The organism is Staphylococcus sp. GDX8P54P (assembly GCF_017893165.1).
Classification (GTDB): domain Bacteria; phylum Bacillota; class Bacilli; order Staphylococcales; family Staphylococcaceae; genus Staphylococcus; species Staphylococcus borealis.
In genome coordinates this window covers 24,853-49,215 of sequence record NZ_JAESMM010000022.1, presented here as the reverse complement: position 1 = coordinate 49,215, position 24,363 = coordinate 24,853, and the positions used below count along the sequence as shown (strand labels likewise).

At 32.7% G+C, this 24,363-nt stretch carries 22 protein-coding genes and 2 pseudogenes; 9 read left to right on the top strand and 15 right to left on the bottom strand.

Going from position 1 to position 24,363, the window contains the following annotated elements:
- The first annotated feature begins 325 nt into the window (after nucleotides 1–325).
- On the top strand, nucleotides 326–1,321 hold the full coding sequence (locus KA909_RS08280; protein WP_210130098.1) for an acrylyl-CoA reductase family protein: 996 nt from the start codon (nucleotides 326–328) through the stop codon (nucleotides 1,319–1,321).
- 56 nt (nucleotides 1,322–1,377) lie between these two features.
- Here KA909_RS08280 and KA909_RS08275 read toward each other — a convergent pair whose 3' ends face one another.
- The 8 genes and pseudogenes from KA909_RS08275 to KA909_RS08240 form a co-directional block, all read right to left on the bottom strand.
- Nucleotides 1,378–1,779 (bottom strand): GNAT family N-acetyltransferase, encoded by a 402-nt coding sequence (locus KA909_RS08275; RefSeq protein ID WP_075108086.1) that lies wholly within the window; start codon nucleotides 1,777–1,779, stop codon nucleotides 1,378–1,380.
- Between the two features lie 21 nt (nucleotides 1,780–1,800).
- A complete protein-coding gene (locus tag KA909_RS08270) occupies nucleotides 1,801–2,832 on the bottom strand; it encodes an NAD(P)/FAD-dependent oxidoreductase (RefSeq protein ID WP_053028662.1) in 1,032 nt (343 codons plus the stop codon).
- A 196-nt stretch (nucleotides 2,833–3,028) separates the two neighbouring features.
- Nucleotides 3,029–3,445 carry a DUF2871 domain-containing protein gene (locus tag KA909_RS08265; protein ID WP_075108088.1) on the bottom strand — a complete coding sequence of 139 codons (417 nt, stop codon included), beginning with the start codon at nucleotides 3,443–3,445 and terminating at the stop codon, nucleotides 3,029–3,031.
- Nucleotides 3,446–3,652: 207 nt separating this feature from the next.
- Nucleotides 3,653–4,264, bottom strand: a complete 612-nt coding sequence (locus KA909_RS08260) for a YcnI family protein (protein WP_053028664.1) — start codon at nucleotides 4,262–4,264, stop codon at nucleotides 3,653–3,655.
- 14 nt (nucleotides 4,265–4,278) lie between these two features.
- A complete protein-coding gene (locus KA909_RS08255; RefSeq protein WP_075108089.1) occupies nucleotides 4,279–5,526 on the bottom strand; it encodes a copper resistance protein CopC in 1,248 nt (415 codons plus the stop codon).
- A gap of 417 nt (nucleotides 5,527–5,943) precedes the next feature.
- Nucleotides 5,944–7,299 (bottom strand): MATE family efflux transporter, encoded by a 1,356-nt coding sequence (locus KA909_RS08250; protein ID WP_193839017.1) that lies wholly within the window; start codon nucleotides 7,297–7,299, stop codon nucleotides 5,944–5,946.
- Between the two features lie 112 nt (nucleotides 7,300–7,411).
- Complete coding sequence (locus KA909_RS08245) at nucleotides 7,412–7,840, bottom strand: MarR family winged helix-turn-helix transcriptional regulator (protein WP_053028667.1); 429 nt, start codon at nucleotides 7,838–7,840, stop codon at nucleotides 7,412–7,414.
- Nucleotides 7,841–7,999: 159 nt separating this feature from the next.
- Nucleotides 8,000–9,276 (bottom strand): annotated as a pseudogene (locus KA909_RS08240) (YhgE/Pip domain-containing protein).
- 165 nt (nucleotides 9,277–9,441) lie between these two features.
- On the opposite strand from KA909_RS08240, the gene KA909_RS08235 reads away from it, so the two are divergent.
- Entirely contained in the window at nucleotides 9,442–10,056 is a 615-nt protein-coding gene (locus tag KA909_RS08235; protein WP_002487365.1) for a TetR/AcrR family transcriptional regulator, read from the top strand.
- A 31-nt stretch (nucleotides 10,057–10,087) separates the two neighbouring features.
- Complete coding sequence (locus KA909_RS08230; RefSeq protein ID WP_075108091.1) at nucleotides 10,088–11,029, top strand: magnesium transporter CorA family protein; 942 nt, start codon at nucleotides 10,088–10,090, stop codon at nucleotides 11,027–11,029.
- A 47-nt stretch (nucleotides 11,030–11,076) separates the two neighbouring features.
- On the opposite strand, the gene KA909_RS08225 is transcribed toward KA909_RS08230, so the two are convergent.
- A complete protein-coding gene (locus KA909_RS08225; RefSeq protein WP_075108092.1) occupies nucleotides 11,077–12,519 on the bottom strand; it encodes a sucrose-specific PTS transporter subunit IIBC in 1,443 nt (480 codons plus the stop codon).
- 180 nt (nucleotides 12,520–12,699) lie between these two features.
- On the opposite strand from KA909_RS08225, the gene KA909_RS08220 reads away from it, so the two are divergent.
- From KA909_RS08220 to KA909_RS08205, 4 genes and pseudogenes are all read left to right on the top strand, one after another.
- Nucleotides 12,700–13,077: a YbgA family protein gene (locus tag KA909_RS08220; RefSeq protein WP_193839015.1), complete on the top strand. Its 378-nt coding sequence runs from the start codon at nucleotides 12,700–12,702 to the stop codon at nucleotides 13,075–13,077.
- Nucleotides 13,078–14,100: 1,023 nt separating this feature from the next.
- Nucleotides 14,101–16,206, top strand: a pseudogene (gene rsp, locus KA909_RS08215) (AraC family transcriptional regulator Rsp).
- Nucleotides 16,207–16,273: 67 nt separating this feature from the next.
- On the top strand, nucleotides 16,274–16,696 hold the full coding sequence (locus KA909_RS08210; protein WP_193839013.1) for a pyridoxamine 5'-phosphate oxidase family protein: 423 nt from the start codon (nucleotides 16,274–16,276) through the stop codon (nucleotides 16,694–16,696).
- Nucleotides 16,697–16,906: 210 nt separating this feature from the next.
- On the top strand, nucleotides 16,907–17,260 hold the full coding sequence (locus KA909_RS08205; RefSeq protein WP_053028691.1) for a DUF4889 domain-containing protein: 354 nt from the start codon (nucleotides 16,907–16,909) through the stop codon (nucleotides 17,258–17,260).
- 154 nt (nucleotides 17,261–17,414) lie between these two features.
- Here the strand turns inward: KA909_RS08205 and KA909_RS08200 are convergent, their stop codons facing one another.
- Both KA909_RS08200 and KA909_RS08195 read right to left on the bottom strand, forming a co-directional pair.
- A complete protein-coding gene (locus KA909_RS08200) occupies nucleotides 17,415–18,692 on the bottom strand; it encodes a cation:dicarboxylate symporter family transporter (protein WP_193839012.1) in 1,278 nt (425 codons plus the stop codon).
- Between the two features lie 162 nt (nucleotides 18,693–18,854).
- Nucleotides 18,855–19,214 (bottom strand): DUF3139 domain-containing protein, encoded by a 360-nt coding sequence (locus tag KA909_RS08195; RefSeq protein WP_193839011.1) that lies wholly within the window; start codon nucleotides 19,212–19,214, stop codon nucleotides 18,855–18,857.
- A gap of 281 nt (nucleotides 19,215–19,495) precedes the next feature.
- Here KA909_RS08195 and KA909_RS08190 point away from each other — a divergent pair, with 281 nt between their 5' ends.
- Together KA909_RS08190 and KA909_RS08185 are read left to right on the top strand one after the other, a co-directional pair.
- The gene (locus KA909_RS08190; protein WP_075108098.1) at nucleotides 19,496–19,939 is read left to right on the top strand and encodes a MarR family winged helix-turn-helix transcriptional regulator; all 444 of its coding nucleotides are present in this window, start codon (nucleotides 19,496–19,498) and stop codon (nucleotides 19,937–19,939) included.
- Nucleotides 19,940–20,162: 223 nt separating this feature from the next.
- Nucleotides 20,163–20,579, top strand: coding sequence for an Hsp20/alpha crystallin family protein (locus KA909_RS08185; RefSeq protein WP_075108099.1), 417 nt, complete (start codon nucleotides 20,163–20,165; stop codon nucleotides 20,577–20,579).
- A 74-nt stretch (nucleotides 20,580–20,653) separates the two neighbouring features.
- On the opposite strand, the gene KA909_RS08180 is transcribed toward KA909_RS08185, so the two are convergent.
- From KA909_RS08180 to nreA, 4 genes are all read right to left on the bottom strand, one after another.
- Entirely contained in the window at nucleotides 20,654–21,811 is a 1,158-nt protein-coding gene (locus KA909_RS08180) for a nitrate/nitrite transporter (protein ID WP_193839010.1), read from the bottom strand.
- A 367-nt stretch (nucleotides 21,812–22,178) separates the two neighbouring features.
- Entirely contained in the window at nucleotides 22,179–22,832 is a 654-nt protein-coding gene (gene nreC / locus KA909_RS08175) for a nitrate respiration regulation response regulator NreC (RefSeq protein WP_011274985.1), read from the bottom strand.
- A 21-nt stretch (nucleotides 22,833–22,853) separates the two neighbouring features.
- Entirely contained in the window at nucleotides 22,854–23,888 is a 1,035-nt protein-coding gene (gene nreB / locus KA909_RS08170; protein WP_053028697.1) for a nitrate respiration regulation sensor histidine kinase NreB, read from the bottom strand.
- Between the two features lie 9 nt (nucleotides 23,889–23,897).
- Nucleotides 23,898–24,347, bottom strand: coding sequence for a nitrate respiration regulation accessory nitrate sensor NreA (gene nreA / locus KA909_RS08165; RefSeq protein ID WP_210125911.1), 450 nt, complete (start codon nucleotides 24,345–24,347; stop codon nucleotides 23,898–23,900).
- Nucleotides 24,348–24,363: the final 16 nt, after the last annotated feature.

The following is a 24,363-nucleotide window of genomic DNA, read 5'->3' as shown; positions in this document are numbered from 1 at the left end:
ACCTCAATATAGTTTAGGCGATTATCCTTTGAAGATGATTCGTGTTAGTAACCTTACGCTATATTTAACACCAACTCACAATCATGGTTATAACGTCTTTTATATTCATATAAACACTTTTAATTTTCAATTGATAATCATTATCAAATTTATTATAGGTTTACCCCTTTGATGTGTCAACAACAATTCAAATACAATTTTAACTTAAAATTTTTTTATCTTTTTAAATTATTCATCTTTACTCATTTAACTAAGAGAAAGTATAGAACAATTGAGATGCGGGTATTATATACTTACGAAGTTTAATATAAAGGAGTCACATAATATGAAAGAACAATTTAAAGCTTTTATAGTAGATAAAACTGAAGATGGAAGTGTGAAACCTGACTTTACTCAAATAACTATGGATGATTTACCAGAAGGTGACGTCTTAATCAAAGTTCATTATTCTGGAATTAATTATAAGGATGCCTTAGCTACAACAGATCATAATCACATTCTAAAATCATACCCGATGGTACCTGGTATCGATTTAGCAGGCGTTGTAGTTAAATCAGAGGATCCAACGATTGATGAAGGCGAAGAAGTGATTGTTACAAGCTATGATTTAGGTGTCAATCATTATGGTGGTTTCAGTGAATATGCACGTGTAAAATCGGATTGGGTCGTTCAATTACCTGACAATCTGTCGTTAGAAGAGGCTATGATTTATGGTACAGCAGGTTATACAGCTGGATTAGCAATTGAGAAATTAGAAAAAGCTGGTTTTATGACATTAGAAGGCGGTAAAGTCCTTGTACGTGGGGCATCTGGTGGTGTTGGTGCATTAGCTGTTCTGATGTTATCTAATTTAGGATATCATGTTGTTGCTAGTACTGGTAATAAACATGCAGTAGATAAATTAGAAACCTTGGGGGCAAATGAGATTATTGATCGTATTACACAAAATAATGATAAGCCACTTGGTTCTAGAACTTGGCAAGCTGCCATTGATCCAATCGGCGGAAATGGTACACCTTACGTCACAAATCGTATCAATAATAATGGTGGTGTCGCATTGATTGGGTTAACCGGTGGTGTGTCATTTGATGCAACTGTTTATCCATTTATTTTGAGGGGTGTCAGCCTTGTCGGAATTGATTCTGTATTTACACCTATGAAACTCCGCGAGCGTGTTTGGAGACGTTTAGCGACGGACTTAAAATCGAATCAACTACATGATATTAAGCAAATCATCACATTTTCAGAATTACCAGAAGCGATTGAAACCGTATTAAATCATGACAATTTTGGTCGTATTATCATCGATTTTAATGCATAATAAACAAGCACTAGGACAATCAAGTATGATTTGATTCGTCCTAGTGCTTGTTATAGTTAAAATACGATATACATACCACCTGATTTTGGCTCTGTGGATGTAAACCCAAATTTTTTATAGAGTTGATCGGCTGGGTAATCCGCAATCAAACTCACGTAAGTCCCCTTTTCAGCGACGGAATGTAAATATGACATAATTTGCTCTAATATGATTCTGCCACAACCTTGGCCTTGATAGTCTGGATCAACGGCTATATCTACAATTTGAAATGCCGTTCCACCATCACCAATGACTCTGCCCATGCCTATCAGTTGTTGGTCATCATAAATGGTAATATTAAAACAACTATTAGGTAATCCTTTGCGCGCTGCAGCTATTGACTTTGGGCTCATACCTGCCTTAACTCTTAAATGACAATACGCCTCAGCTTCTGGTGCTTCATGAGAATATCTAATCATCGTAATCCCCCTTGGTTAATTTTATAAATATTGTTTAATAACAGCCTTATTAGATTCTTTAAATACGTCATTATGACTTGAAACATATCCTTCTTTGTATGCATCAGGGTCAATATACGTTTTAGCTAGATTCGCTGCATTTCCAGCATCACTAAAAGCACTTGCGATAAGATGCACTTTAGCATCATGGTGTACGATATCGCCACAAGCAAAGATGCCAGGAATACTCGTTGTTGTATTACCAAATCCTTTAACACGATAGTCATCATATAAATCAAGTTTAGATGTACAATCTGTTAATAGTGGATTCTCATGATCAAAGCCATGACTAATAATAACGTCGTCAAACGCTCGAGTGATTACTTCACCAGTCTCACTATTCTCAAGTGTCACTTCCTTGATACATTCACATTGATTGTCACCAATTAACGCTTTAATTTGTGTTTTAGGCATTAATGTCACATTTAATGATTCAAGGACTTGAATCATCGCTTCGTACCCTTTAATATCTGACTTTCTATAAACTAATGTAATTGAATTGGCGATATTTGCTAAATCTCTTGCCCAGTCTAAAGCCGTGTTACCACCACCAGAAATCAATATATCTTTACCTTTAAATTTAGAAAATGATTGAACAACATAATGTAAATTCGTTAAACGATATCGTTCAGCATCTTTAATTTGAAGTGGTTTTGGATTAATTATGCCACCACCAACTGCAAATATGACAGATTTTGATTCATAGATGTGTCCACGATCTGTTTCAACTTCAAAATGTCGTTCGGCTATTTTACGTATATCTGTGACACGTTCGTTTAAATTCACTTTAGGGTTAAAATGTAATCCTTGGTCGATCAAGTCTTTAATAATCTCAAAGCATGGTTTCGGAGCGACGCCACCAATATCCCAAATAATCTTTTCTGGATAGATTTGCATTTTACCACCTAGTTTATCTTGCACGTCAATGATTCGCACTGACATACCTCTTAGTCCCGCATAGAAACTTGCAAATAACCCAGCAGGTCCGCCTCCAATAATTGTTACATCTTGCATCATTTATCCTCCCAAGATTGTGTCCCTTTTCAAATGATAATAATTATCATTATTTTGCCTATATTATACAATATGTGCATATATTATTGAAGAAAATCATATTTTCAAATCATCGTAACAATACTTTATTTATAAAAAAGACTTTCCATACATAACACTCACGTGCTATTAATATGAAAAGTCTCCCTATTATCAATTAATCTCTTGGTTCTTTTATAGCTGCTTGTCGAATTAAGAAAAATAATAATAATAATCCGGCTAGCATACCTGTATGACCGATACCGGCAAACCCAGCAAATGCTTCCGGGGAAAAGCTTTTTCCTAATACTTGGAAAGTGCCTTTCGTTACCATCATACCAATCGTTACAATGACACTGATGTTATAAACATAGTAGAACCAGTTAAATAAGTAATAACTACTTAATTTGAATACCTTCTCTAGGGGTATAAGAATTAAAAACATAAACATACCTAAAATAAGTGTATGCGTATGTACAATAGATAATTGTGTATCGCCCGTAAAATCATGTGCTTTTGTCAACTCTCTATAGTAGAACCCACTAATGAGCCCTAAAATCATGTAGACTAAAAACGCATATAATAATCGTCGCATAAATAATGCCTCCCTCACACTAATATTATAATTTATTATCGTTAACTTTAAAGTGACAATATATGCAATATTGCGTTACATCATTGTCATTGCAGTAGCGTTTAGGGAGTTGGACTAGAACAGACAAATTATAAAGTAACGCGCTTAAGTGTTAAGTTAATTACTTTATATTGACTAAGTATCCTTTTGTCCTTGACTCACTTAACATTATTTATTTCTTGAATGTTTAAATAGTGCTACTAATGATAATATAATGGCAATAATTGAAACGATCCATAAAGCAATTGAACCACCTGAAGATTGTTGTGCACTAGCAGTATCTTGTGATTTTTCATCTTTCGTTTCTACTGCATTAGCGTTCTTTTTAACTTCTAACGTTGGTGCTGGGTGTTCACTATCTTCTTTACCAGTCCATTTGACTTTATCATCATTATCATAGGTTTGAATAGCTTTGAATTCATACTTGCCTTCATCTTTAGGGCTAGCTACAACAATTGGGAAATCCATAAATTCATCAGGTCCAATCCCTTTACCTTTAGCTGTCCAAGTAATTTTAGTGATATTACCTTTTTTATCTTTATCTATTTTGTGTTTATAACCATCCACTGGTTGAATATTAACAACTTGTACTTCTTTTGGAACTTCTAATTCCACTTTTTCAGTATGATCTTTTTGTTCTACTGGTACTCTTACATCTACTTTTTCATAGGATTCAGGATCCACTGCTTTAGGATTCAAAGTGACGTGTGCGTCTGCTACTTTAAAGAAACCTAGTGCAAAAAAGAGTATGAAACTTGTCGCTAATAATTTTTTAATCATCTTTTTTCTCCTTTTTATGGAATACTAATTTGGCTCATAATTACGCCGATCAAAATAAGCACAATACCAATTACAACTTCTATAATAAGTGAAGATTTATTGACTCTATGACGTTTGTTAAGTGCACGTGTTGTTTGCAATAATCCTAGTATCATCATGATTAACGTACCAATGACTTTAACTAATAAGAATACCGTCCACGTTTGCATGTTTGTCCAAATTGATAAAATATTTGTTTGATCAATAGACATTAACACGCCTGAAATAATGATAATCCCTACTGCTGCAGCATTAACTTTAAACAATATTTCACGTAATAAATCTACAGCGTCTTTCTTACGTGTAAATACTGAAATTAATAAATAACATAGTGCGCCTAACCATAAACTGATACCTGTTAAATGAAGCGTTCTAAGTATAATTGACCATAATGGCACACTTTGTGACCATGCATGACCTGACATACTCATTGCTAAAATCATAGCAATAGAAATCATCCAATACCATGATTTCTCCATATTTCTTAAGACGAATAAGCCACTTAATACGATTAACGCAATGGCACTTAATATATATGGAAATTGCGTTATCACGCTAGGTTGAAGTGATAATATGTCATCTAGTACATCTGAAGATAATGTCATTAAGTAGAGTATAAGCGACATTAAATAGGCCATCATCATGATTAAAGATACTGCAATATGTCTAGGAAAAACATCAAATGTTGATAAATTATTACGACGTGCAATACCATTCAACCAATATAGCCCTACAAGTATGATTGTTGCACCTTCCGCTATGTATCTAAATAGACCAAACCAGAAATCAGGTGTTTCATAAAAGGCTGGAGATGTATCGACACCACTTGCTGTCTTTTCACCTACTGAAAATTCAAATCGATCGCTAATCTCATGCCCATCAGCGGATACGGTATGCCATTCTATTTGCTGTGTACCATGTTGAACTTTATCAGTTGGAAATGAGAGCGTTTTGGAATGTCCCGTTGTAGTAGGATCTATATCGCCTACTTTATCCCCTTTATCATTGTATAATGTGATTCCCGAATATTCAGCATTCACTGGCTCATTAAATGTTAACTCTATAGCATCAGGTTGCTTTGATATCACCCCATTTTGTGGTGGTGTTGTTTTTTCCAAAGTTGCATGCGCAGATGCGACATTTTGAAGTGTTGGAATTAACAATAATAAAAACATCATTACCAATGCCAAAGCTACTTTAGAACTTCGTTGTAAATTCACCATTGCCATCCTCCCATAAAATTTTGCTCATCCATTTATGATAAAATAATGTGTGCTATTTAACAATAATTATTCTAATTTGTCACTTTTTATCCAAAAATAAAAACTGGCAGTAGTTGGGACATAAATAACATAGTGATGCTATTTGGGAAATTCGCAGTAGCTGACTGAACTGAAAAGGCGCTTAAAGCAAACTTTTCTCACTTCCAGTTATCCTTGCTTACGAGGCCCCAGCAAAGAGAATGTCACTAAGAAATGCTACAAGAAAAGCAAGATGGGAGGGGACGACGAATTTTAAAAGCATTCTGTCCCACTCCCTCCTTATTACTAGACTTCTATTAACTCAAATTTCAAGCTCAATCTTCATTATAAATCGTTTTATGCGCTTGAATTTATATTGTTAATCTTTTAGTCATTTTATTAAGCTTCAATTAAAGATGCTGTATCAACTGTTAAGCGATTTCTTAAGGCATACACAATAAACATTGCTAACAAAGCACAAACTGTTTCAGCGATTAATAACGACCAAATGACACCAGCTAATCCAAATAAACTATTTAAAACAAATAGAACTGGAATAATAACTGTCCCTTGTGCGATAGCCATAATCGTAGCACCGCGACCCTGTCCTGTAGCTTGCAACATACCTGTAAATAAGAAACCAATACCATTTAGAAGTAATGATGTCATAGTAACTTTTAAGATAAATGTAGCTAAGACGACAATTTGTGGGTCTGTACTGAACAATTGAACGATGGTATGACCAGCTAAAAGAACGACAGTCATACAAATGGCAAATATAACTGCAATAGACATGATGACTACTTTAATTGTATCTTTCATTCTAGTTTTATTCGCTACGAAATTGTACGCGATAAGAGGGACAACACCTTCAGAAAGCCCCATAATAATTAATTCAGGAAATTGAACGAGTCTAAATGAGATACCGTAACTTGCGATGGCATAGTTACCATACGTTGCCAAGAATAAATTCACGACCAAACCTGTTACGCCCATCAAGACAACCATTAAGAATGCAGGTATACCAATTTTAAATATTTCTTGCATTATCGCTTTAGTCGGTTTGGCATGTTTAATATTAAGTGATAACGTTTCATTTTTTCTAGAAAAGTAAACAATGAAAAAGATTGCTGCGACCACGTTTGAAATAGCAGTACCTAATGCTGCACCGACGACATCTAAATGTAATCCAAAAATCAAAATCGGATCTAAGATGATATTTATGCCAACACTTGAAAGCATACCAATCATCGAAATAATTGGTTTACCGATTGCTCTAGCAAATTGCTCTAAAACAAAAAATAAAATAACAAACGGTGTACTTAAAAATTCAATTTTTAAATAGTCACTCGTATAGTTCAACGTTTCACCACTGGCACCAAGTATACTCGCAATTTGGTCCGTAAATGGTAGCGTTATGATAGCAATAACAAGTCCCAATACCAAACTACTATATATTGAGAAGCTACTTACATAATGACTTTTAGTGTAATCTTTCGCACCAAGTAAACGTGATATGTAAGTCCCGCCTCCTACACCAAATAAATTACCAAATGCCATGAGTACTGCAAATATAGGTAATGTTAAAGATATCGCTGAAATCATGTGACTATTATCTAAAAAGCCAATAAAGTATACATTTAAGATTCCGTAAATCACACTTAATAATGAGCCTATCATCATCGGTAATGAGAAATGCATCATTGCTTTAAATATAGATGCTTTCTCAAAGTAAAATAATTGTTCGTCTTTCATTTCCATAATCTCCTTATATTAGATATCTAATAATTAGATATCTAACTATATTGTCAAAATAATTGCTAGCTGCTATTCCAACATTACTTTAAATTACAGCTAGCTTTAATAATCAATTTTCTGTTTTAATATTATTCAGCATGCGTTCAAATAAGCTTTTAAGTTGTTGCTTTTCATTCTCATCAAAATCTTTGACAAGTATACTTTCAATATCGTCGAAGATGCTGACAAAAGATTCAACCAGTTGCGTTCCTTCTTTAGTTAATTTCAAATTCTTACGTCTGGAATCCTCAGGATCTACCATCCTATAAATAAGTCCTTTATTCTCCAGACCTTTAAGTATTGAACTTACCGTTGACCCTTTTCGTTTAAATGTCTTTAATAATTCATTTTGTGTTATGCCTTGGTCTTTATGTCTGTATATATAACCTAACGTATGACTTTGTTCTTGTGTAACATTATACTCATCTAGTTTCCGATCAGCGTAATGTTTCATCTCATGCGCCAACATTCTGACTAAATATTGATAGGTAGCCTCCATCGTCTCACTCCATTTCGTTAGATGTCTAACGAATATAATACGCCGATTCTTATAATAGTCAACCGATATATTAAAGTTTAAATTTTCAGTTTATTTTATTTTCAAAAAAGCCTCAAATTTAGCACGTTCATGCCAAATTTGAGGCAAATAACTACAGTCCTATGATGGAATTTCAGTACGTTTATTACTATGTTTTCTTACGATAGCAGCAGTTAAACTAGAAACTGCACCAAAAATAATAAATCCTATCATCATCCACATCGTTGCATTCATTTCAATATGACTACCCATGTAGATAATTTCTCTAAGGGTATTTGTATAATGTGTGAATGGATCAATTTTATAAACCCAACCTTGATATGCTTTAGGTAGCATTTCTTTAGGTAATGTGACTAATTGCATACTAAAGAACATTAAAATGACAAAGATTGGAATAGATTTCATTCCTAACCAGACCATAATACCTAGAATTAATCCGATAAATCCAAGTATTGAAATAGCTAAGAAGAGTGCTACTCGGTTTGTATGATTAAAATCGAATCCTAATACACCATGCATGAAGTACACATAAGCGAAACTTGCAGCAAATGCTGTGATTACAGCTAATAACATTTGGCCTAATGACGCAATAATTCTGTGTTGAATTTTAAAGTTATTACTTGTTCTGAAAGCAAAGAATAATAATACAGATGTTACAAGTGATCCCATCCATACTGGCATGAACATTAAGAACGGTGCATTACCGCCACCTTGATGGTCTTTAACTTTATTCAACTCTTGATTATCCACTTTAACAGGGTTAGTGATACCTTTAATGTCTGATGCGCTCACTTTTATATCTTGTTTTTCTAATGTGCTAAGACTTTGTGATGTAATTTGTTTATTCAAATTATCACCCATGCCATCAAGCACATTACCAGTAATCGTAGCTGCTTGCATGCTTGCACCTTTATTTACAATCGTTTTAAATGTTGCTTGTTTCACATCAACTTTTTGGTTACCCATTTTTTGTTGCATTTGTTGAACGGCAGCTGCAGGGATTTCACCTGATTCAACTTTTTCTTTCATTTCTGCCTTTTTACTATCCATCACTACTTTTTGTGTTTTACTCATTGCATTTTTAGAAAAGTCTTTATTAAAAATAGCTACCCCATAGTATTTTTCATCTTTAAGACCTTTTTTAATATCTGATTCTTTATCAACTTTAACCCATTTAACTGTATCAGAATCACTATCCATTAATTTATCTTCAATTTTTTCCCGATATTTACTTTATTACCTTGAATGTCTACACCTTTATCATTGTTTAAAACGGCTATTGGCAATTGTTTTGGTTTTGGATTAAACGCTGGATAAAATGCCAAAGAGAAAATAACTAATAATAATATCGCTGCAATAGGTGCAAGCCATAATAGTTTACTTTTAAAAATATTCATGAAATCTAACCTCCTACAATTTATTGAACAATGTGTTGAATATTTAATACTTTGTAAATTATAATGAGATAGTCAAAAATAAACAATAATCAATTATTCAAATACTGTGTGTTATTGAACAGATTGTACATTTTTGTCTATTTATTATTAGGAGGTCGATATTTTATGAAAGAAGATAGGAGAATACGAAAGACGAAGTCAGCTATTAAGCGTGCTTTTACTGACCTTTTAAAGCGTAAAGACCTCGACAAAATTACTGTTCAAGATATTTCTGATCAAGCAGATATTAATCGTGGTACATTTTACTTACATTATGAAGATAAATACATGTTATTAACCGATATGGAAGATGAATGTATATCCCAAATTTGGACATCGACTCAATTTAATCAACTCGATATTAGTTCACCAGAAAATACCGCTGAAGATTTTATAAATAATGTTTTGACTAAGGTATTACAACATATCTCTGATAACATGGAGTTTTATCATACGATTCTTCAGCTAGAACGTAAAAGTAGACTTGAAGAAAAAATTCATTCCTTAATGAAAGAAAATATGCAAAAATATATTAGTATTAATCATGAGATTGATGGTATTCCTGAAATGTATTTTCATAGTTATGTTTCAGGTGCTACCATTTCAATTATCAAATATTGGGTACAGGATGATCATCGACTCTCTGTAAATGAGTTAACCAAACATATTTTTAATATCATTTATAATGGGCCGCTACGTATTATGATCCAAAATCATTATGAACGTACTCAATCCAACTGAGACTAAATGAATATGAAAGGAATCATTAACCATGCTAACTGCATATAAACATTCAACAAACAATGACATCGTTGAAACGACTTTAGACCACTCTGCATCATGGATTAATGTTGTAGAACCTGATAGAGAAGAAATTGAACAATTAATAGAAACGTATAACGTACCTGAAGATTTTATCCGAGATCCATTAGATGCGGATGAAAGTGCACGTATCGAATATGATGATGACACAGGTTACTCACTTATCATTATTGACTTACCCATCGTCAGTTCAACCAATCGTCGTGTCTTATCATTCGTTACCATTCCATTAGGTATTGTTATTGGAAAAGGACTCATTTTAACAATCTGTGATGCTGAAAATGAATTTTTAGAAAATTATGCGCGACAAGATAATGTGAATTTAAATTTCCATAGTCGTTTTGCATTGGATATCTTATTAACAATTTCAAACCACTACAACAGAAATTTACGACTCTTAAATAAATCGCGAATCCGAATTGAACGTGAGTTAAAAAATAATATTACAAATAAACAATTATATAAATTAATGGAAGTTGAAAAAAGTTTGGTTTACTTCCTTGCCGCTTTAAAAGGTAATGACACAATCATTAAAAAATTGTTCCGATTACCTGCCATCAAACGCTTTGATGAAGACGAAGATTTATTGGAAGATTTAGTGATTGAGAACAACCAAGCGATTGAAACGACAGAATTATATACGGGAATTCTGGAGAGTATCACAACGTCATATTCTTCATTATTATCAAACGAAATGAATAATATTATGAAGACACTGACGCTCTTTACAGTATTACTCACTTTACCAACACTTGTCTTTAGTTTCTTCGGGATGAATGTCCCACTTCCACTCGATGAAAAAAGCTATACATCATGGCTATTTATTGTAGGTATTTCACTTATACTTGTTACAATTGTGAGTATCTTCTTATGGCGAAAACAAAAATTATAACAACAAAAAACCGGTCTTCTGACACATTCAGAAGACCGGATTGTTATCTATTCAGCGGTAGCTCGATAAGCGTTTCGTCGAGATAAAATAAATGTTATCGCTACAGATACGATAAAGGCAATCAGCATACCAACAAAGTAATGTAACCACCCTGCGTGTGCTGGATTAATTGAAATAAACCCTGGTAATCCTGCTGTACCTAAAGCGATGGCTTTAACTTTAAAGAATGAAATATAAGCCGAGCCAATAGCAGAACCAATAATTGCGCCAATAAATGGATATCTTAATTTAAGATTCACACCAAACATCGCTGGTTCTGTAATTCCTAACAATGCTGAAACACCTGCTGCTGAGGCAACACCTTTTAACTTTTTATTATTTTTAATGATGATAAATGCTGCGAGTGCCGCACCACCTTGTGCCACGTTAGACATGGTTGCGATTGGGAAGATAAATGATCCGCCTGTTTTCGCTTGATCAGCAATTAACGTTGTCTCTACAGCAATAAAACTATGATGCATACCTGTAATAACAATTGGTGCATAGAATAGACCAAAGATAAATCCACCAATGGCACCACCAAAGTCATATAACCATGTTAAGCCATCTGATAACCAATACCCAAGTTGTCTAGTTATTGGACCTACAAATAAAAATGTTAGAAAGGCTGTTACTAATATAGATAATAATGGTGTTAATAAATTATCTAATACTGTAGGAATCACCTTTCGTAAGCCTTTTTCAATCGTAGCTAAAATGTAGGCAGCGACCAACATTGGTAATACTTGTCCTTGATAACCAACTTGATTAATATGTAGACCAAACAAGTCCCAATGTGGAATGGCTTTACCCGCTTCTACAGCTTTAGGAAAATCATAAGCACTCATTAATGATGGATGTACTAGAATCATACCTAGTGCTGCACCCAAGAAAGGGTTACCTCCGAAGCGTTTCGCTGCACTAAATCCAATTAGTATAGGTAACAGCGTAAACGGTGCATTCGCAAAAATATTAATCATATCTGCTAAGCCAGCAAATTGACTATGAACATCTATCAACGATTGATGATCATAAAAGAGATCAGGTGCAGTTAATATATTGTTAATCCCCATTAATAACCCACCAGCTACAATGGCTGGAATAATAGGAACAAAAATATCTGAGAGCATCTTCACGAATCGCTGTAATGGATTCATATTTTGCGTTGATTTATCTTTTACATCTGACGTTGTTGAAGCTTCTTTACCTGTTATACGTTCAAGTTCATTAAACACCTTATTAACCGTACCCGAGCCAATAATAATTTGGTATTGACCACCTGTTGAGAATGTTCCTTTAACAACATCCATGTTTGATAAAGCATCTTCATCTACCTTACTTTCATCGTTGAGCACAAGTCTTAATCTTGTAGCGCAGTGCGCCATTGCATCTAAATTGTCTTCACCGCCTATAGCCTCAAGAATATCTTCAGCTGACTTTTTATAGTTCATTACTTTCCCTCCTATTGAATGGAACCGGTTCTATTTATTAATTTAATTGTAACCGGTTCCAAAAAATAACGCAATACGCTTTTTTATTTTCACCATTTGTTCATATTTAAGGTTCATGATATAAACTTTCGGGAACGAAATAAATGACGATACAACATTTAGTAAGCGAGGCGATATTTGATGAAAGAACGTGGCTATATCGAAAAATTATGGCGCGAAGAAAAATATAATGTGTTATACCACAGTCAACAACATTATAATGCTATTCGCGAACTGCTTAAACAGTCCCCTACTTTACCAGACGTTCAGCAGGCAATTGATGACGCACTTAACACAACACCATCACATGGAACGATGATAAATGCGTATGATCATATGTGGGGATATTTCAAACATAAAGCAAATGACCTTGAAAAAGAGCGCGCAGCCAAGCTTAAAGCTGATTTTAATCAAGGCATCATTCAGAGCACTGATTTGTTAATATTTTTAAAACATTTAGCCGATAAATATCATGTGTCCTACTTACAAAATAGTACACTTCTTAATATAGAAGCATAGCGAATCATGTTGAGATTGACTTGCGTTACATAGCATTTCAAACTTTTTATCAATACCGTTAACTAGGCATGTTCATCTGTCATTCCAGCTATAGTTCAAAACACGTTTGTTGTGTTCTTAATTCTATAAAAAAAGTTGAGACGACGTAAATGTTGTCCCAACTTTTTTTAAATTAATTCTGTTTTTCTGCAAAATATTATTCTTGATGGTTTCACTTATAATTAAATCTGTATATTTAAGGAAAATAGATATAAAAACTGTTGCTTATGCATTAGTGATTTAGTAATTGGGGGGAGTTAGGCTCCTTAATAATATACACTAGCATGCTACTGCTAATACCTGTGCTAATGACACATATACATTTCTTATTCTATGATGTATCAATCTAAGCTGTGATGTCTGACTGTTATTTCACTTATTCGTGCTCATATTCGGTCTTGTTGTTTAATCGTGTTGTTCATGAGCAAAACTTCTATATGACCTATAAAGTTATAATAAACTTCAATTGTGTAGGATGGAAATTTCATGATGTTATGTCTTAACGTCATATAGAAGTGATAAGTTTAAGTTATTGATTGTATATGCATCATTAACATGAATGTGATGGCAGATTTTAATCTCAATCATTTAATTATAGGCTTATCTTGATGTATCAATATTTTATGTTGTGATGTCATGATGTTGATACAGAATTAATAAATATAGGATTTCGTAATTATTAACTAAATCAATGAGAATGGTATTTAATTAAAGCTATCGCGAAATCTATATATAGTATGCCTTAAATTAAGTTGTTCTACGCTATTAAAATTTTCCAAATAAGCGACGCTATATTTTCAATTTTTTAATTAAGTTGCTTCTAAGAGAAAATTTTTACCGCTTTCACAAGATAGTAGCGAAATTTTTTTATTTTTAGTTATTAATTTTTTCTTACTTTTAATTTATAATTACTTTTATTATTCACAATTCAATTGAGCCGTATTGTTTAGCACATAAATATAAAAAGCTAGGAGAACAACAAATATGAGTAATTCCCTTCGATTACATGAACATTTAACAACCGCCCCTTTACGTAATATTAATTATGTGATTTTATATTTTTCTTTGACAAATGAATTGACGATGACCATCAATGGTAGCAAGATGGAAATCCATAATCATATTGCCATCGTCAACCAAGGGGATTTATATAATATTAATCATGCTAATGATTTAATTGAGTTAAAGATACCTATCGCTTATTTCTATATAGAAGATAACGATTTCTTTAACTGTTATTTTGATCGGCATTTATTACAGTCAAATCATTTTATAAAATCTCAAATTTTGCAATGTGTTTCTAATTATTCAAACGAAGAAGCACAAGATAGTGAGACAATGTCTAAAATTATCCGCACATTATATAAGGAAGCTGTAGTGAGAAATGCAACATTATATGTACCAACCATGTCCATCGATAATCAATTATTATCTAACATCGTTCTATATATTAATGACAACATTACATCTCATTTATCTCTAATCGATATCGCACAACATGCACTGATTTCAGAATCGTATTGTTCTAATCTATTTGCGCGCATGTTGAATGTCAATTTCAAAGATTATTATACGAGTTTAAAAATTAATCAATCCGTCCGTTTATTAATGACAACGAATCATTCCATTACAACCATTTCTGAAATGTCAGGGTTTAGTAGCCACACCAATTTCACTAACCAATTTAAAAAACACCTTGATGTGAGTCCTAAGCAATTTCGTACAAAGTTAAATCAATTAGAACCATTACCTTCAATCGCAATACGTAGTTCAGTCAGTCAATCATTTTTAAATTTAATTTCACAATTTGAATTTACCGATTACTTAACGACAGAAACAACACAAATTAATATGGCCCATTATAATCCGAAAGACCAAACTCAATTTTCTACTGCTTTTATTGATTTTTAAAACATCAATGAACTCTTTCAATTTGTATTTAATGATTACTTTGATATTGATTTATCCTATTTACCTAGACCAGCCATCTTAATTAATGATGTTAGTGACATGGTAGGCCGGCATACAAATTTAAATTTATTAAATCGTTGCTTTGAAAAATTATTCGAAAAAAATATTAGACTGGCAGTAACAATTAAAAACAATCAAGAATTTAAGATGATATATCAATTGATTATGATTTTCTTACAAAATAACCGAGATTATAAATGGAATAAAAAATTAGTGAAATTTATGCTTGTATTTGATACTGAAACAATGTCTGTCCATGATATTCACCTTGCACACCTTAAACTTAAAAATAAAAACCGCGCTATCAAATTTAGTTTGATGGTGGACGGTTTGTTAAGACAAACAGGTTCATTACAAGAAACCTATGATATTATGCACCGTATGAATTTTGATTTTTATTTTGTAGATATTGAAAATATCGATACCAAAAATGTGTTAATTGATAAACAACAAGGCTTCACTCATTCATCTACACACTTCGAAAATTATTTACGTTTCATAGAAGGATCGAATATACCTTCCACACAATTTATTTATAGTAATTTATCATTGAAATGTTTCAAATACACCAATAATGGTACACAGTCACTTCAATTATCAGATATCGTTTGTCATTTGTATCAATTAATGAGACATGGTGGCGGCGTGTGTTACAAATTAATAGAAACTGACCCAATGTATATTTCCTTATTTAATAATCATGGAAGTCTGCTACCCATCATGCATTTATATCGTTTTGTCGCGACATTTAGTAATGAGTCATTTCAAATAGCAAAAAATTATTTAATGTGCTATAAAGATGGTGATTATCATTTGATACTTTTCAACAAAATTAATGATCGCTATTTATCAGATAGTCAACAGCATTATATTTTTGAAAATGATTTTAAAGAAAATACACTCTTCATAGTCAATACACTTAATAATGAACACGGCTCAATACAACATTTAATTCCTCAGGATAAACTCGATGTGTATATTGAGAAAGATATCATTCAACAACTAGACCAATGCAACCATCCTAAAACAGAATTATTAATTCAAGAAAAGGATTACGCAACATTTCAAGTAACACTTAAACATGACGAAGTTAAATATATTTGTATTAAACCTTCATAGTATTCACGTTGATATGAGTTTAGACATATGTCATTTAGGATATATGTAAACTAAGGAGATGATGATTGTGGAACAACAACAAGCGATTCAAGCAATTGAAAAAGTGTTAGACACTTCTAAAGTTGGTGTATTGTCTACTGCTTACAACAATAAACCAAACAGTCGTTACATGGTCTTTTATAATGACGAATTGACTTTATATACGAAAACAAGTACTGAAAGCACTAAAGTTGAAGAGATTAAACATAATCCTAGCGCATATATTTTATTAGGTTACAATGAAACAACAAACAATAGTTTTGTTGAAATAGAAGCCAATATCGAAGTCGTAGAAGATCAAAAAGTGATTGACTGGTTATGGGAAACACAAGATAAGACTTTCTTTGATTCAAAAGAAGACCCTAAATTATGTGTACTTAAAGTCATTCCTAAAACGATAACATTAATGAACGATGACGATGTCGATACGCCTGTAACGATTACTGTGTAATTTAAAAAGTGTATTATGAATTTGAGCGTGGGACGATGAATTCCAAAATGAATTCCGTTCCACTCTTTTTTGTCAATTTTATTAATTCAACATCTTTGTGTCATTGATATGATTCATTGCGTGTTCAATTTAATATCGTTTATTATTTTATTGCAATTTAATACTATTTTTTGTATAAAAGAGATAGAACTTTTTAAAGGAGTCTATAACATGAAAAATAAAAAAGGTTTAGGTATTGGTATTGCACTGATTGCTATCATGCTTATTGTATGTATTGTTCTAGTGGTCATGATGATGACGGGTGGTCAAAAAGAAACCTATTATGGTTATATGAAGAATGATCATACAATTGATAAAATGGTCAATGAACAAACTGAAAAAGTTGAAAAGAATATCGAATTACCTTCTGATAGCAAAGCGAATGTCAAAAAAGGTGACTTTGTATTTTTAGTTAAAGAAAAAGGATCAGACAAATTCTCAAGAGTATCTAAAGTCGATCATGATGATGTACCACATGGATTAATGATGAAAATTCATGAAATGCATGATATGAAAGGTATGTAAATGGTCATAGATGACTGCCAATGAAGCCCATTGCTTCGTTGGCAGTTTTTTTATGCAATAGTTGTGCTCCAATACAAATCATTGATGTTTTCAAGTAGAACAAAAAAAGTACCGAACGCATTCGCTCGGTACAAAAAATGTCAGATTTCTTTTTTTAAATTGATTGTAAATACTTTTTACCTTGTTCTTTATCATAAACCTTTTCCCATTTAGAGATAACAATAGCAGATAATGCATTACCTACTACGTTTACACATGTACGAACCATGTCTAATAAACGGTCTACACCGATAATTAATGCAAGACCTTGTGCTGGTAAGCCCATCGCACCTAATGTCGTTAATAATACTACGATTGAAACGCCTGGTACCCCAGCCATACCTTTAGAGGCAACCATCAACGTTACCATTAAGATAATTTGCTCTGAAATCGATAAATGGATGCCATACATTTGTGCAACGAATAACGCTGCGATAGATTGGTATAGCGCTGATCCATCAAGGTTAAATGAGTAACCAATTGGAATGACGAAAGATGTGACATCTTTAGGTGCCCCGAACCTTTCCATTTTCTTCATCATAACTGGTAATACTGCTTCTGAACTAGAAGTAGAGAATGCTAATAATAATTCATCTTTCAAAATTTTAATAATTGAGAAGATACTTATACCGCACATTCTTGCTACAATACCAAGAACGATGATAACAAAGAATACCATTGCGAACACAACTACAAGTACTAATTTTAATAACGGAATTAAAGCGGCTGCTCCAAACGTCATTACTGTTGTACAAATAAATGCAAATACACCAATTGGTGCTAATTTTAAAATTTTATTAATCATCCAGAAAACTGCTTCAAGTGTTCCGTTTAAGAAACCTTTTACAGGATCTGCTTTTTCACCTATTGCAGCTAATCCTAAACCAAAGAATACTGCGAAGAAGATGATTGGTAATAATTCACCTTTAGTTAATGCTTCAAATATGTTTGTTGGTACAATGTTTACAATGGTATCAATAAAGTGATTGCCATATGTAGATTGTTCTGCAGCTGATGCAGATGATTGATATTTAGAAATATCGCCTTTAGGTAATTTCGTTGGATCTAAACCAGCACCTGGTTTGAATAAATTACCAATAACAAGTCCTAAAGCAATTGCGATTGTCGTTATAATTTCAAAGTAAAGAATTGCTTTCCATCCATAGCTACCTATCTTCTTTGAATCCCCTAAGTTAGAAATAGATAATGCTAAAGCACAGAATACAATTGGGATGATGATCATTTTAATTAAATTTAAGAAAACGTCACCGAAAGGTTTAATATAATTTGCTACGTTATCTTGGCCAAATAATAATAAACCTACAACTACACCTAGTACCAATGCGATGATAACTTGCATCGGCAAACTAATTTTTCTCTTGAACAGAGCCATGTTGGAACCCCCTTCATCTGACATCGCTTAATTATATCAGATAATTATAAATTGGGATATAAATTTTTTAATAGCGCACGCTACCATACACGTATCCAATAGCACAAAAAAACTGTACATAGACAATAAAATAACGTCTAAATACAGTTTTATAATCAAATGCTATGGTTTAAAATTTTGATCGAAATCATTATATTTCGCATCTTTCATACTTTTTTTAGTTTCAGTATCAAAGCCCTCTGCAAAGATACCTTTACGCGTACCAATTGGTTGAATGACATAAGTCATATGTGGTTCATCTTTAAATACAACTTCTTTGTAATAAACACCTTTTTTGGCACTATAAAGTGTCTCCTCTGATTTAATTTTATCAGTTAAATTCCTTTGCTCTAAATAACTATCAACCGTTTTAATGTTTCTGTGGCCTTGATATGTTTTCATTGCAAAAAAGAAAGCGACTGCTACTACTAATGAAATAGCTAAAATAATACAAATTCTAATCCATTTTTGTTTTTTACTCATTTTGAAACTCCTTTGCACACAACCTAGTCTCAACATATTTAATCACTATCTAAATTATTATGAATGATAGTTTGAAAATTTTAAAGTATTTTTATATTTCTGTAACAAAATAGCCTAACAATTTATCTCTAATTCAAAATAAATCTACACTTACACCCTTTATGTAGATGTACTTTAAAATAACGTTTAAATGACTTGAAAAGTCCATAGAATACTATGATAACGGGCTTGACAATACTTTTAGTTCATACTATCTTTAAATAAGTTAAGGGGGGAAATATATGTATGTAAAGGATAGTTATTTAAGTAATCAATTATGTTTTTTATTATATGTTACTTCTAAAGAAGTCATAAAAAAATATACTCACTATTTAAAAAAGCATGATTTAACATATACAAGCTTTATGGTCATCATGGCTATCGAAAATGATGAAAAAATAAATATTAAATCACTTGGACGTCGTGTCTTTTTAGATTCTGGAACACTTACACCTCTCTTAAAGAAATTAGAGAAAAAAGGCTATGTACAACGTATGCGTGAAAAAGAAGATGAACGAAATCTTCAAATTACCCTCACTGAAAATGGTATTAATATTAAACCAACGTTGGAAGCTATCTCTGACCAAGTCTTTGATGATTTTGATATTACACATGAAGAAAACGAAGAACTCGTTAATAGCTTAAAACATGTAATTTCAAAAAACTTCGATTATACAACTAACTAATATTTAATCATGGCAAAAGCATGAACTACTGATTTATCGCAATGACTAGGCTTTATACATAATAGAACTTTTGCCATGTATTTCTTATTCCACACCACTATCTTCTTCTCCTGTTCTATAATACCTTTCGCTTTACGTTAATCGTCTCTATTACTATAATGTACTTTAAAAGTAGCATTTTACAACTATACTATGCTTACTTAAATAAAGGAGAGACAATCGTATGAATAATAGAGATTTTTTCGATCAATCCATTTTTAAAAATAACCCAAAAGATGTATTTCGTGATTTAGGAGAACAAGTATTCAATCAATTTTCATCAAAAAGTTTCCCAACAAATATTTATAATCAATCAAGCCAATATGTATTAGAAGCTGAATTACCAGGCGTTAATAAATCAGAAATTGAACTTAAATTTGAGCATTCTGCACTAACGATTAAAGTACAAAAGCATGTATCAGAACAAACAGGTAGCGTCCAATTAAATGAGCGTGCAAGTGGTGAGCTAGTCAGACATTTCGAATTTAATGATATTGATAAATCACAAATTAAAGCAAGCTATGAAGATGGCATTTTAGTCGTTACTTTACCTAAAGAAGTAAGTGCACAAGATCAGACGACTACCATTACAGTAGAATAATCACTGATACAGTAATATTAAAGAGCAATACAAAGCTATCATTAGCCTTGTATTGCTCTTATGAATGTATAAACTTATTTTGCGTATTCTTTTTTATATAAGTGTCCCATTGTAATAAATGCTAAGATACCGAATATTGCTAAAAGAATAAACGCTAAATGACTTGAACCTGTTAATCCTGTTACGTAAGTAATCACTAGTGGTGGGAAGAATCCGCCTAAACCACCCATCATTGAAACAATACCATTGGCTGCACCAGATTCATTTGCAAAGTATGAAGGCACGAGTTTAAATATTAAACCATTACCTAACCCTGCACAGATACTGATTGTTAAACAACCAATCGTAAATAATGCGATATGACTTGAAATGCCTAAAATAACGGCACCTATAACCATAATAATAAAGTCAATCATTAGTACTTTAACCGCATTAAACTTATCTCCAAGAATCCCTCCGACCGGTCTCAAGAATGTAGCTAAAGCTATAAATACACCTGATCGAATCCCTGCATCTACTTTATCAATACCAAAATTATTTACTAAGTAGTTAGGTAAGAATAATCCAAATGCTACAAAAGCACCAAATGTAATAAAATACCATAGACTTAAATAATATAATTTGTAATTTGATGATAATTTTTTAAATTGAGATGCTAAAGGTACTTTCACTTTTGGTTCATTTTTATCACCAAAAAAGAACATTAAAACGGCAAAAATAGCAATGATAATCAAATAGCTTCTTACTGTTGTTTGCCAACCAATAATACCTGCAATCGGTGGTGCTAAGAATGATGATACTGCTGTACCAATGTTACCCATACCATAAATACCATTCGCAAGTCCTACTTTATCTTTTGAAAAATATTTTGGTACAGACGTTACACCGACTGAGAAAATCGCGCCACCAACACCTAAAAAGAATCCTGATAGCATTAACATGCCTGGTGTTTGTGCTTGTCCTAAAAAGAATATTGGGAATAATAGAACGACAAAACTACAGAAGAATACCCATTTCGCGCCGATAACATTCGTTAAATAGCCAAATGGTACGCGTAGTATTGAACCTAATATAACCGGAATTGCCAGTATAATTGATAACTGACCAGGATTAACCTTAATATCTTGTGAGATATACGGCATTAATGGAGAAATGATACTCCAAGCCATAAATCCTACTACAAGACTTAACGTTTGTAATGTAAGTTGAAAGCCACCTTTTGTCTTATACATTTTTTCACCTTCATCATTTCATTTTCTTTATCAGTAATTGTTATATAAAAGAGGTCAAAAATTTATATTTCAATCACATTACTGATTACATTTAAATTTTAGTAGATTTGTGAAAAAATGAACATAAGGACATTCCCTTATACTGCCGGGGAATCCCCCTATATTTTCTATCCCGAAATGAACATAAATAAAGAGGCCAGGATGGCATTCTTCTCGAATTCGTCTTCCTAGCCTCTTAAGGATGATTAGATTTGAGAACGGCTTAATTTAAGAACCTTCTCAATTCAGTCAGCTACTGCGCATTTGCCATGTAGCTTAAATGATGTTTTTACCTATAACACATTCGTTTTTAGAGATGTAAATGTAATTAAAAATCCAACAATTTCTTTTTCAATGCATATTCAACTAACTCGGGCTTAGATTTTAAATCCAGTTTCGTCATAATATGTGTCTTATGTGCCTCGACCGTTTTAACCGACACAAACAACTTTTCGGCAATATCTTTATTGCCATACCCCTTAGCAATGAGCGGTAAGATTTCTAGTTCTCTTTTAGATAAAATTTTAAAAGGATCATTCGTAGATACGTCATCTGAATGCTTATGATTCACAAATTCATTAACTAACGATGTCGTCAACTTCATATCTACATAGGTTTCACCTTTATAAACTGTGCGAACTGCTAACAATAACTGTTCGTCAGGTGCATTTTTTAAAATATAGCCTTTAGCGCCATTACGAAGAACGTGGAACAGATATTCTTCATCATCATACATCGTTAATATTAAGATTTTAGTTTCTGGAAAGCTTTCTGATATCTTACTTGTCGCTATTAAACCAGATTCGCCAGGTGGCATACTTAAATCCATAATTAAGACATCTGGTTTATGTTCCATCACTTTCTGATAAGCCTCTCCCCCATCAGCAGCGGTTGCAACAACTTCCATATCTTCTTGAAAGTTTAATATCATTGAAAATCCTGTTCTAACGACTGCATGATCGTCTGCGATTACAATCTTCACTTTATATTCCCCTAACTTACTTTAAACTGGTACTTCTAACGTTATAATTGTCCCCTTGCCAATGTGCGTTTCAATGTTCACTGATCCTTTGACAAGTTCTGCTCTTTCGTTCATACCATATAATCCTAACCCTGTTCCTTGTGGTTTCAAATTAGGATCAAAACCATTACCTCTATCAATCACTTCTGCGATAAGACCCTCTGGCGTTTGTTGGACAGACACATCTACTTCATAAACGCCAGCATATTTCAATGCATTAAATATTGCCTCTTGAACCACTCGATAAACGACTGTTTCAATTTCACTATCGAAACGTTGATTTTGAATATTTGATTGATACACAACGTTAAATCCATAATTTTGTTCTAATTGCTTGAAATACGATTTAAAAGCCGCTTCCAATCCTAAATCATCGAGTGATGAAGGTCTTAGTTCAACTGACATGTTTCGAATGTCATTAATTAAATTAGACATTAAAACTTCAATGTGCTCAGATTTCTCAATCAGTTGTGACATATCTTGTTGATATTTTAACAATCTCAACTCAACATCTACATTTAACATTTCTTGAACAACACTGTCATGTAGTTCTCTAGAAATACGTTTTCTTTCGTTCTCCTGTGCGGCAATCGTTTTACGTAACATTTGACGTTGATACATTTTTTCTTGACGCTGAATTTGTGGTGATATGTCTTGTAATGTAAAGGCATAGATTTGAGCCTCTTCATCAATACATTGATAAGACGCTGTAAAAGGTTGAATCTTATTATCCACAGTCTTCATGAACACTTGGAAGTTCATATCATTCGGCTTTGTTGTATCTAAATAACAATTAATACAACTTTGTAATGCAAATTCATTAGAGTAACCTTCACAACGATTACATATTGCATTTGTCATAGCACTATAGTTATTGTCCTTTGAAATGATTTCTTCAGCAGCATCATTCATCGCAATAACTTTACCATCTTTATTCACAAAGACGATTTTTTCGTTCGTTTTTTCATAATATTTTTTTAGTAAGTTCTCTAAATCGAGATTATAAACATCCAACATTAGGATCACCTACATTTCTTCTGAAAATGTCCATAGCTTACCATGAATATCCAACGTTTCATAATCGGGTAACGCCTTACCATCTCTTTGACCTAAGAGTAAGACGCCATATACTTGATTATTGTAACATAATGGAATCGCAACCATTGCTGTCAAGTCTTCAGCAATTAAAATAGGATATTTAATCTTATCTTCAGGTGATAAGATTGAAGCAACGTCGTCAATAATCATTCGTTTACCAGTCTTCATAACCATACCCGCTAAGCCACGGCCTTTACGTAAGATAATCATTTTATAACGTTGATTCGTATTGCCTGAAACATAATGCCATTTAATAGGCGCTGAACTATTATGGTGTTCATATAATGCTACACCTGCAAAATCGTAGCCTTCGTTAACCCTTAGATCATTCAATTGTTGTTGGAAATCCTGCTTCTTAAAAACTGGAGTGGTCGTAATCACATTTGAATCTCCT

Coding starts and splice junctions, on each gene's coding strand:
- KA909_RS08280 (WP_210130098.1), top strand. CDS start 326: ATGAAAGAACAATTTAAAGCTTTTATAGTAGATAAAACTGAAGATGGA.
- KA909_RS08275 (WP_075108086.1), bottom strand. CDS start 1,779: ATGATTAGATATTCTCATGAAGCACCAGAAGCTGAGGCGTATTGTCAT.
- KA909_RS08270 (WP_053028662.1), bottom strand. CDS start 2,832: ATGCAAGATGTAACAATTATTGGAGGCGGACCTGCTGGGTTATTTGCA.
- KA909_RS08265 (WP_075108088.1), bottom strand. CDS start 3,445: ATGCGACGATTATTATATGCGTTTTTAGTCTACATGATTTTAGGGCTC.
- KA909_RS08260 (WP_053028664.1), bottom strand. CDS start 4,264: ATGATTAAAAAATTATTAGCGACAAGTTTCATACTCTTTTTTGCACTA.
- KA909_RS08255 (WP_075108089.1), bottom strand. CDS start 5,526: ATGGTGAATTTACAACGAAGTTCTAAAGTAGCTTTGGCATTGGTAATG.
- KA909_RS08250 (WP_193839017.1), bottom strand. CDS start 7,299: ATGAAAGACGAACAATTATTTTACTTTGAGAAAGCATCTATATTTAAA.
- KA909_RS08245 (WP_053028667.1), bottom strand. CDS start 7,840: ATGGAGGCTACCTATCAATATTTAGTCAGAATGTTGGCGCATGAGATG.
- KA909_RS08235 (WP_002487365.1), top strand. CDS start 9,442: ATGAAAGAAGATAGGAGAATACGAAAGACGAAGTCAGCTATTAAGCGT.
- KA909_RS08230 (WP_075108091.1), top strand. CDS start 10,088: ATGCTAACTGCATATAAACATTCAACAAACAATGACATCGTTGAAACG.
- KA909_RS08225 (WP_075108092.1), bottom strand. CDS start 12,519: ATGAACTATAAAAAGTCAGCTGAAGATATTCTTGAGGCTATAGGCGGT.
- KA909_RS08220 (WP_193839015.1), top strand. CDS start 12,700: ATGAAAGAACGTGGCTATATCGAAAAATTATGGCGCGAAGAAAAATAT.
- KA909_RS08205 (WP_053028691.1), top strand. CDS start 16,907: ATGAAAAATAAAAAAGGTTTAGGTATTGGTATTGCACTGATTGCTATC.
- KA909_RS08200 (WP_193839012.1), bottom strand. CDS start 18,692: ATGGCTCTGTTCAAGAGAAAAATTAGTTTGCCGATGCAAGTTATCATC.
- KA909_RS08195 (WP_193839011.1), bottom strand. CDS start 19,214: ATGAGTAAAAAACAAAAATGGATTAGAATTTGTATTATTTTAGCTATT.
- KA909_RS08190 (WP_075108098.1), top strand. CDS start 19,496: ATGTATGTAAAGGATAGTTATTTAAGTAATCAATTATGTTTTTTATTA.
- KA909_RS08185 (WP_075108099.1), top strand. CDS start 20,163: ATGAATAATAGAGATTTTTTCGATCAATCCATTTTTAAAAATAACCCA.
- KA909_RS08180 (WP_193839010.1), bottom strand. CDS start 21,811: ATGTATAAGACAAAAGGTGGCTTTCAACTTACATTACAAACGTTAAGT.
- nreB (WP_053028697.1), bottom strand. CDS start 23,888: ATGTTGGATGTTTATAATCTCGATTTAGAGAACTTACTAAAAAAATAT.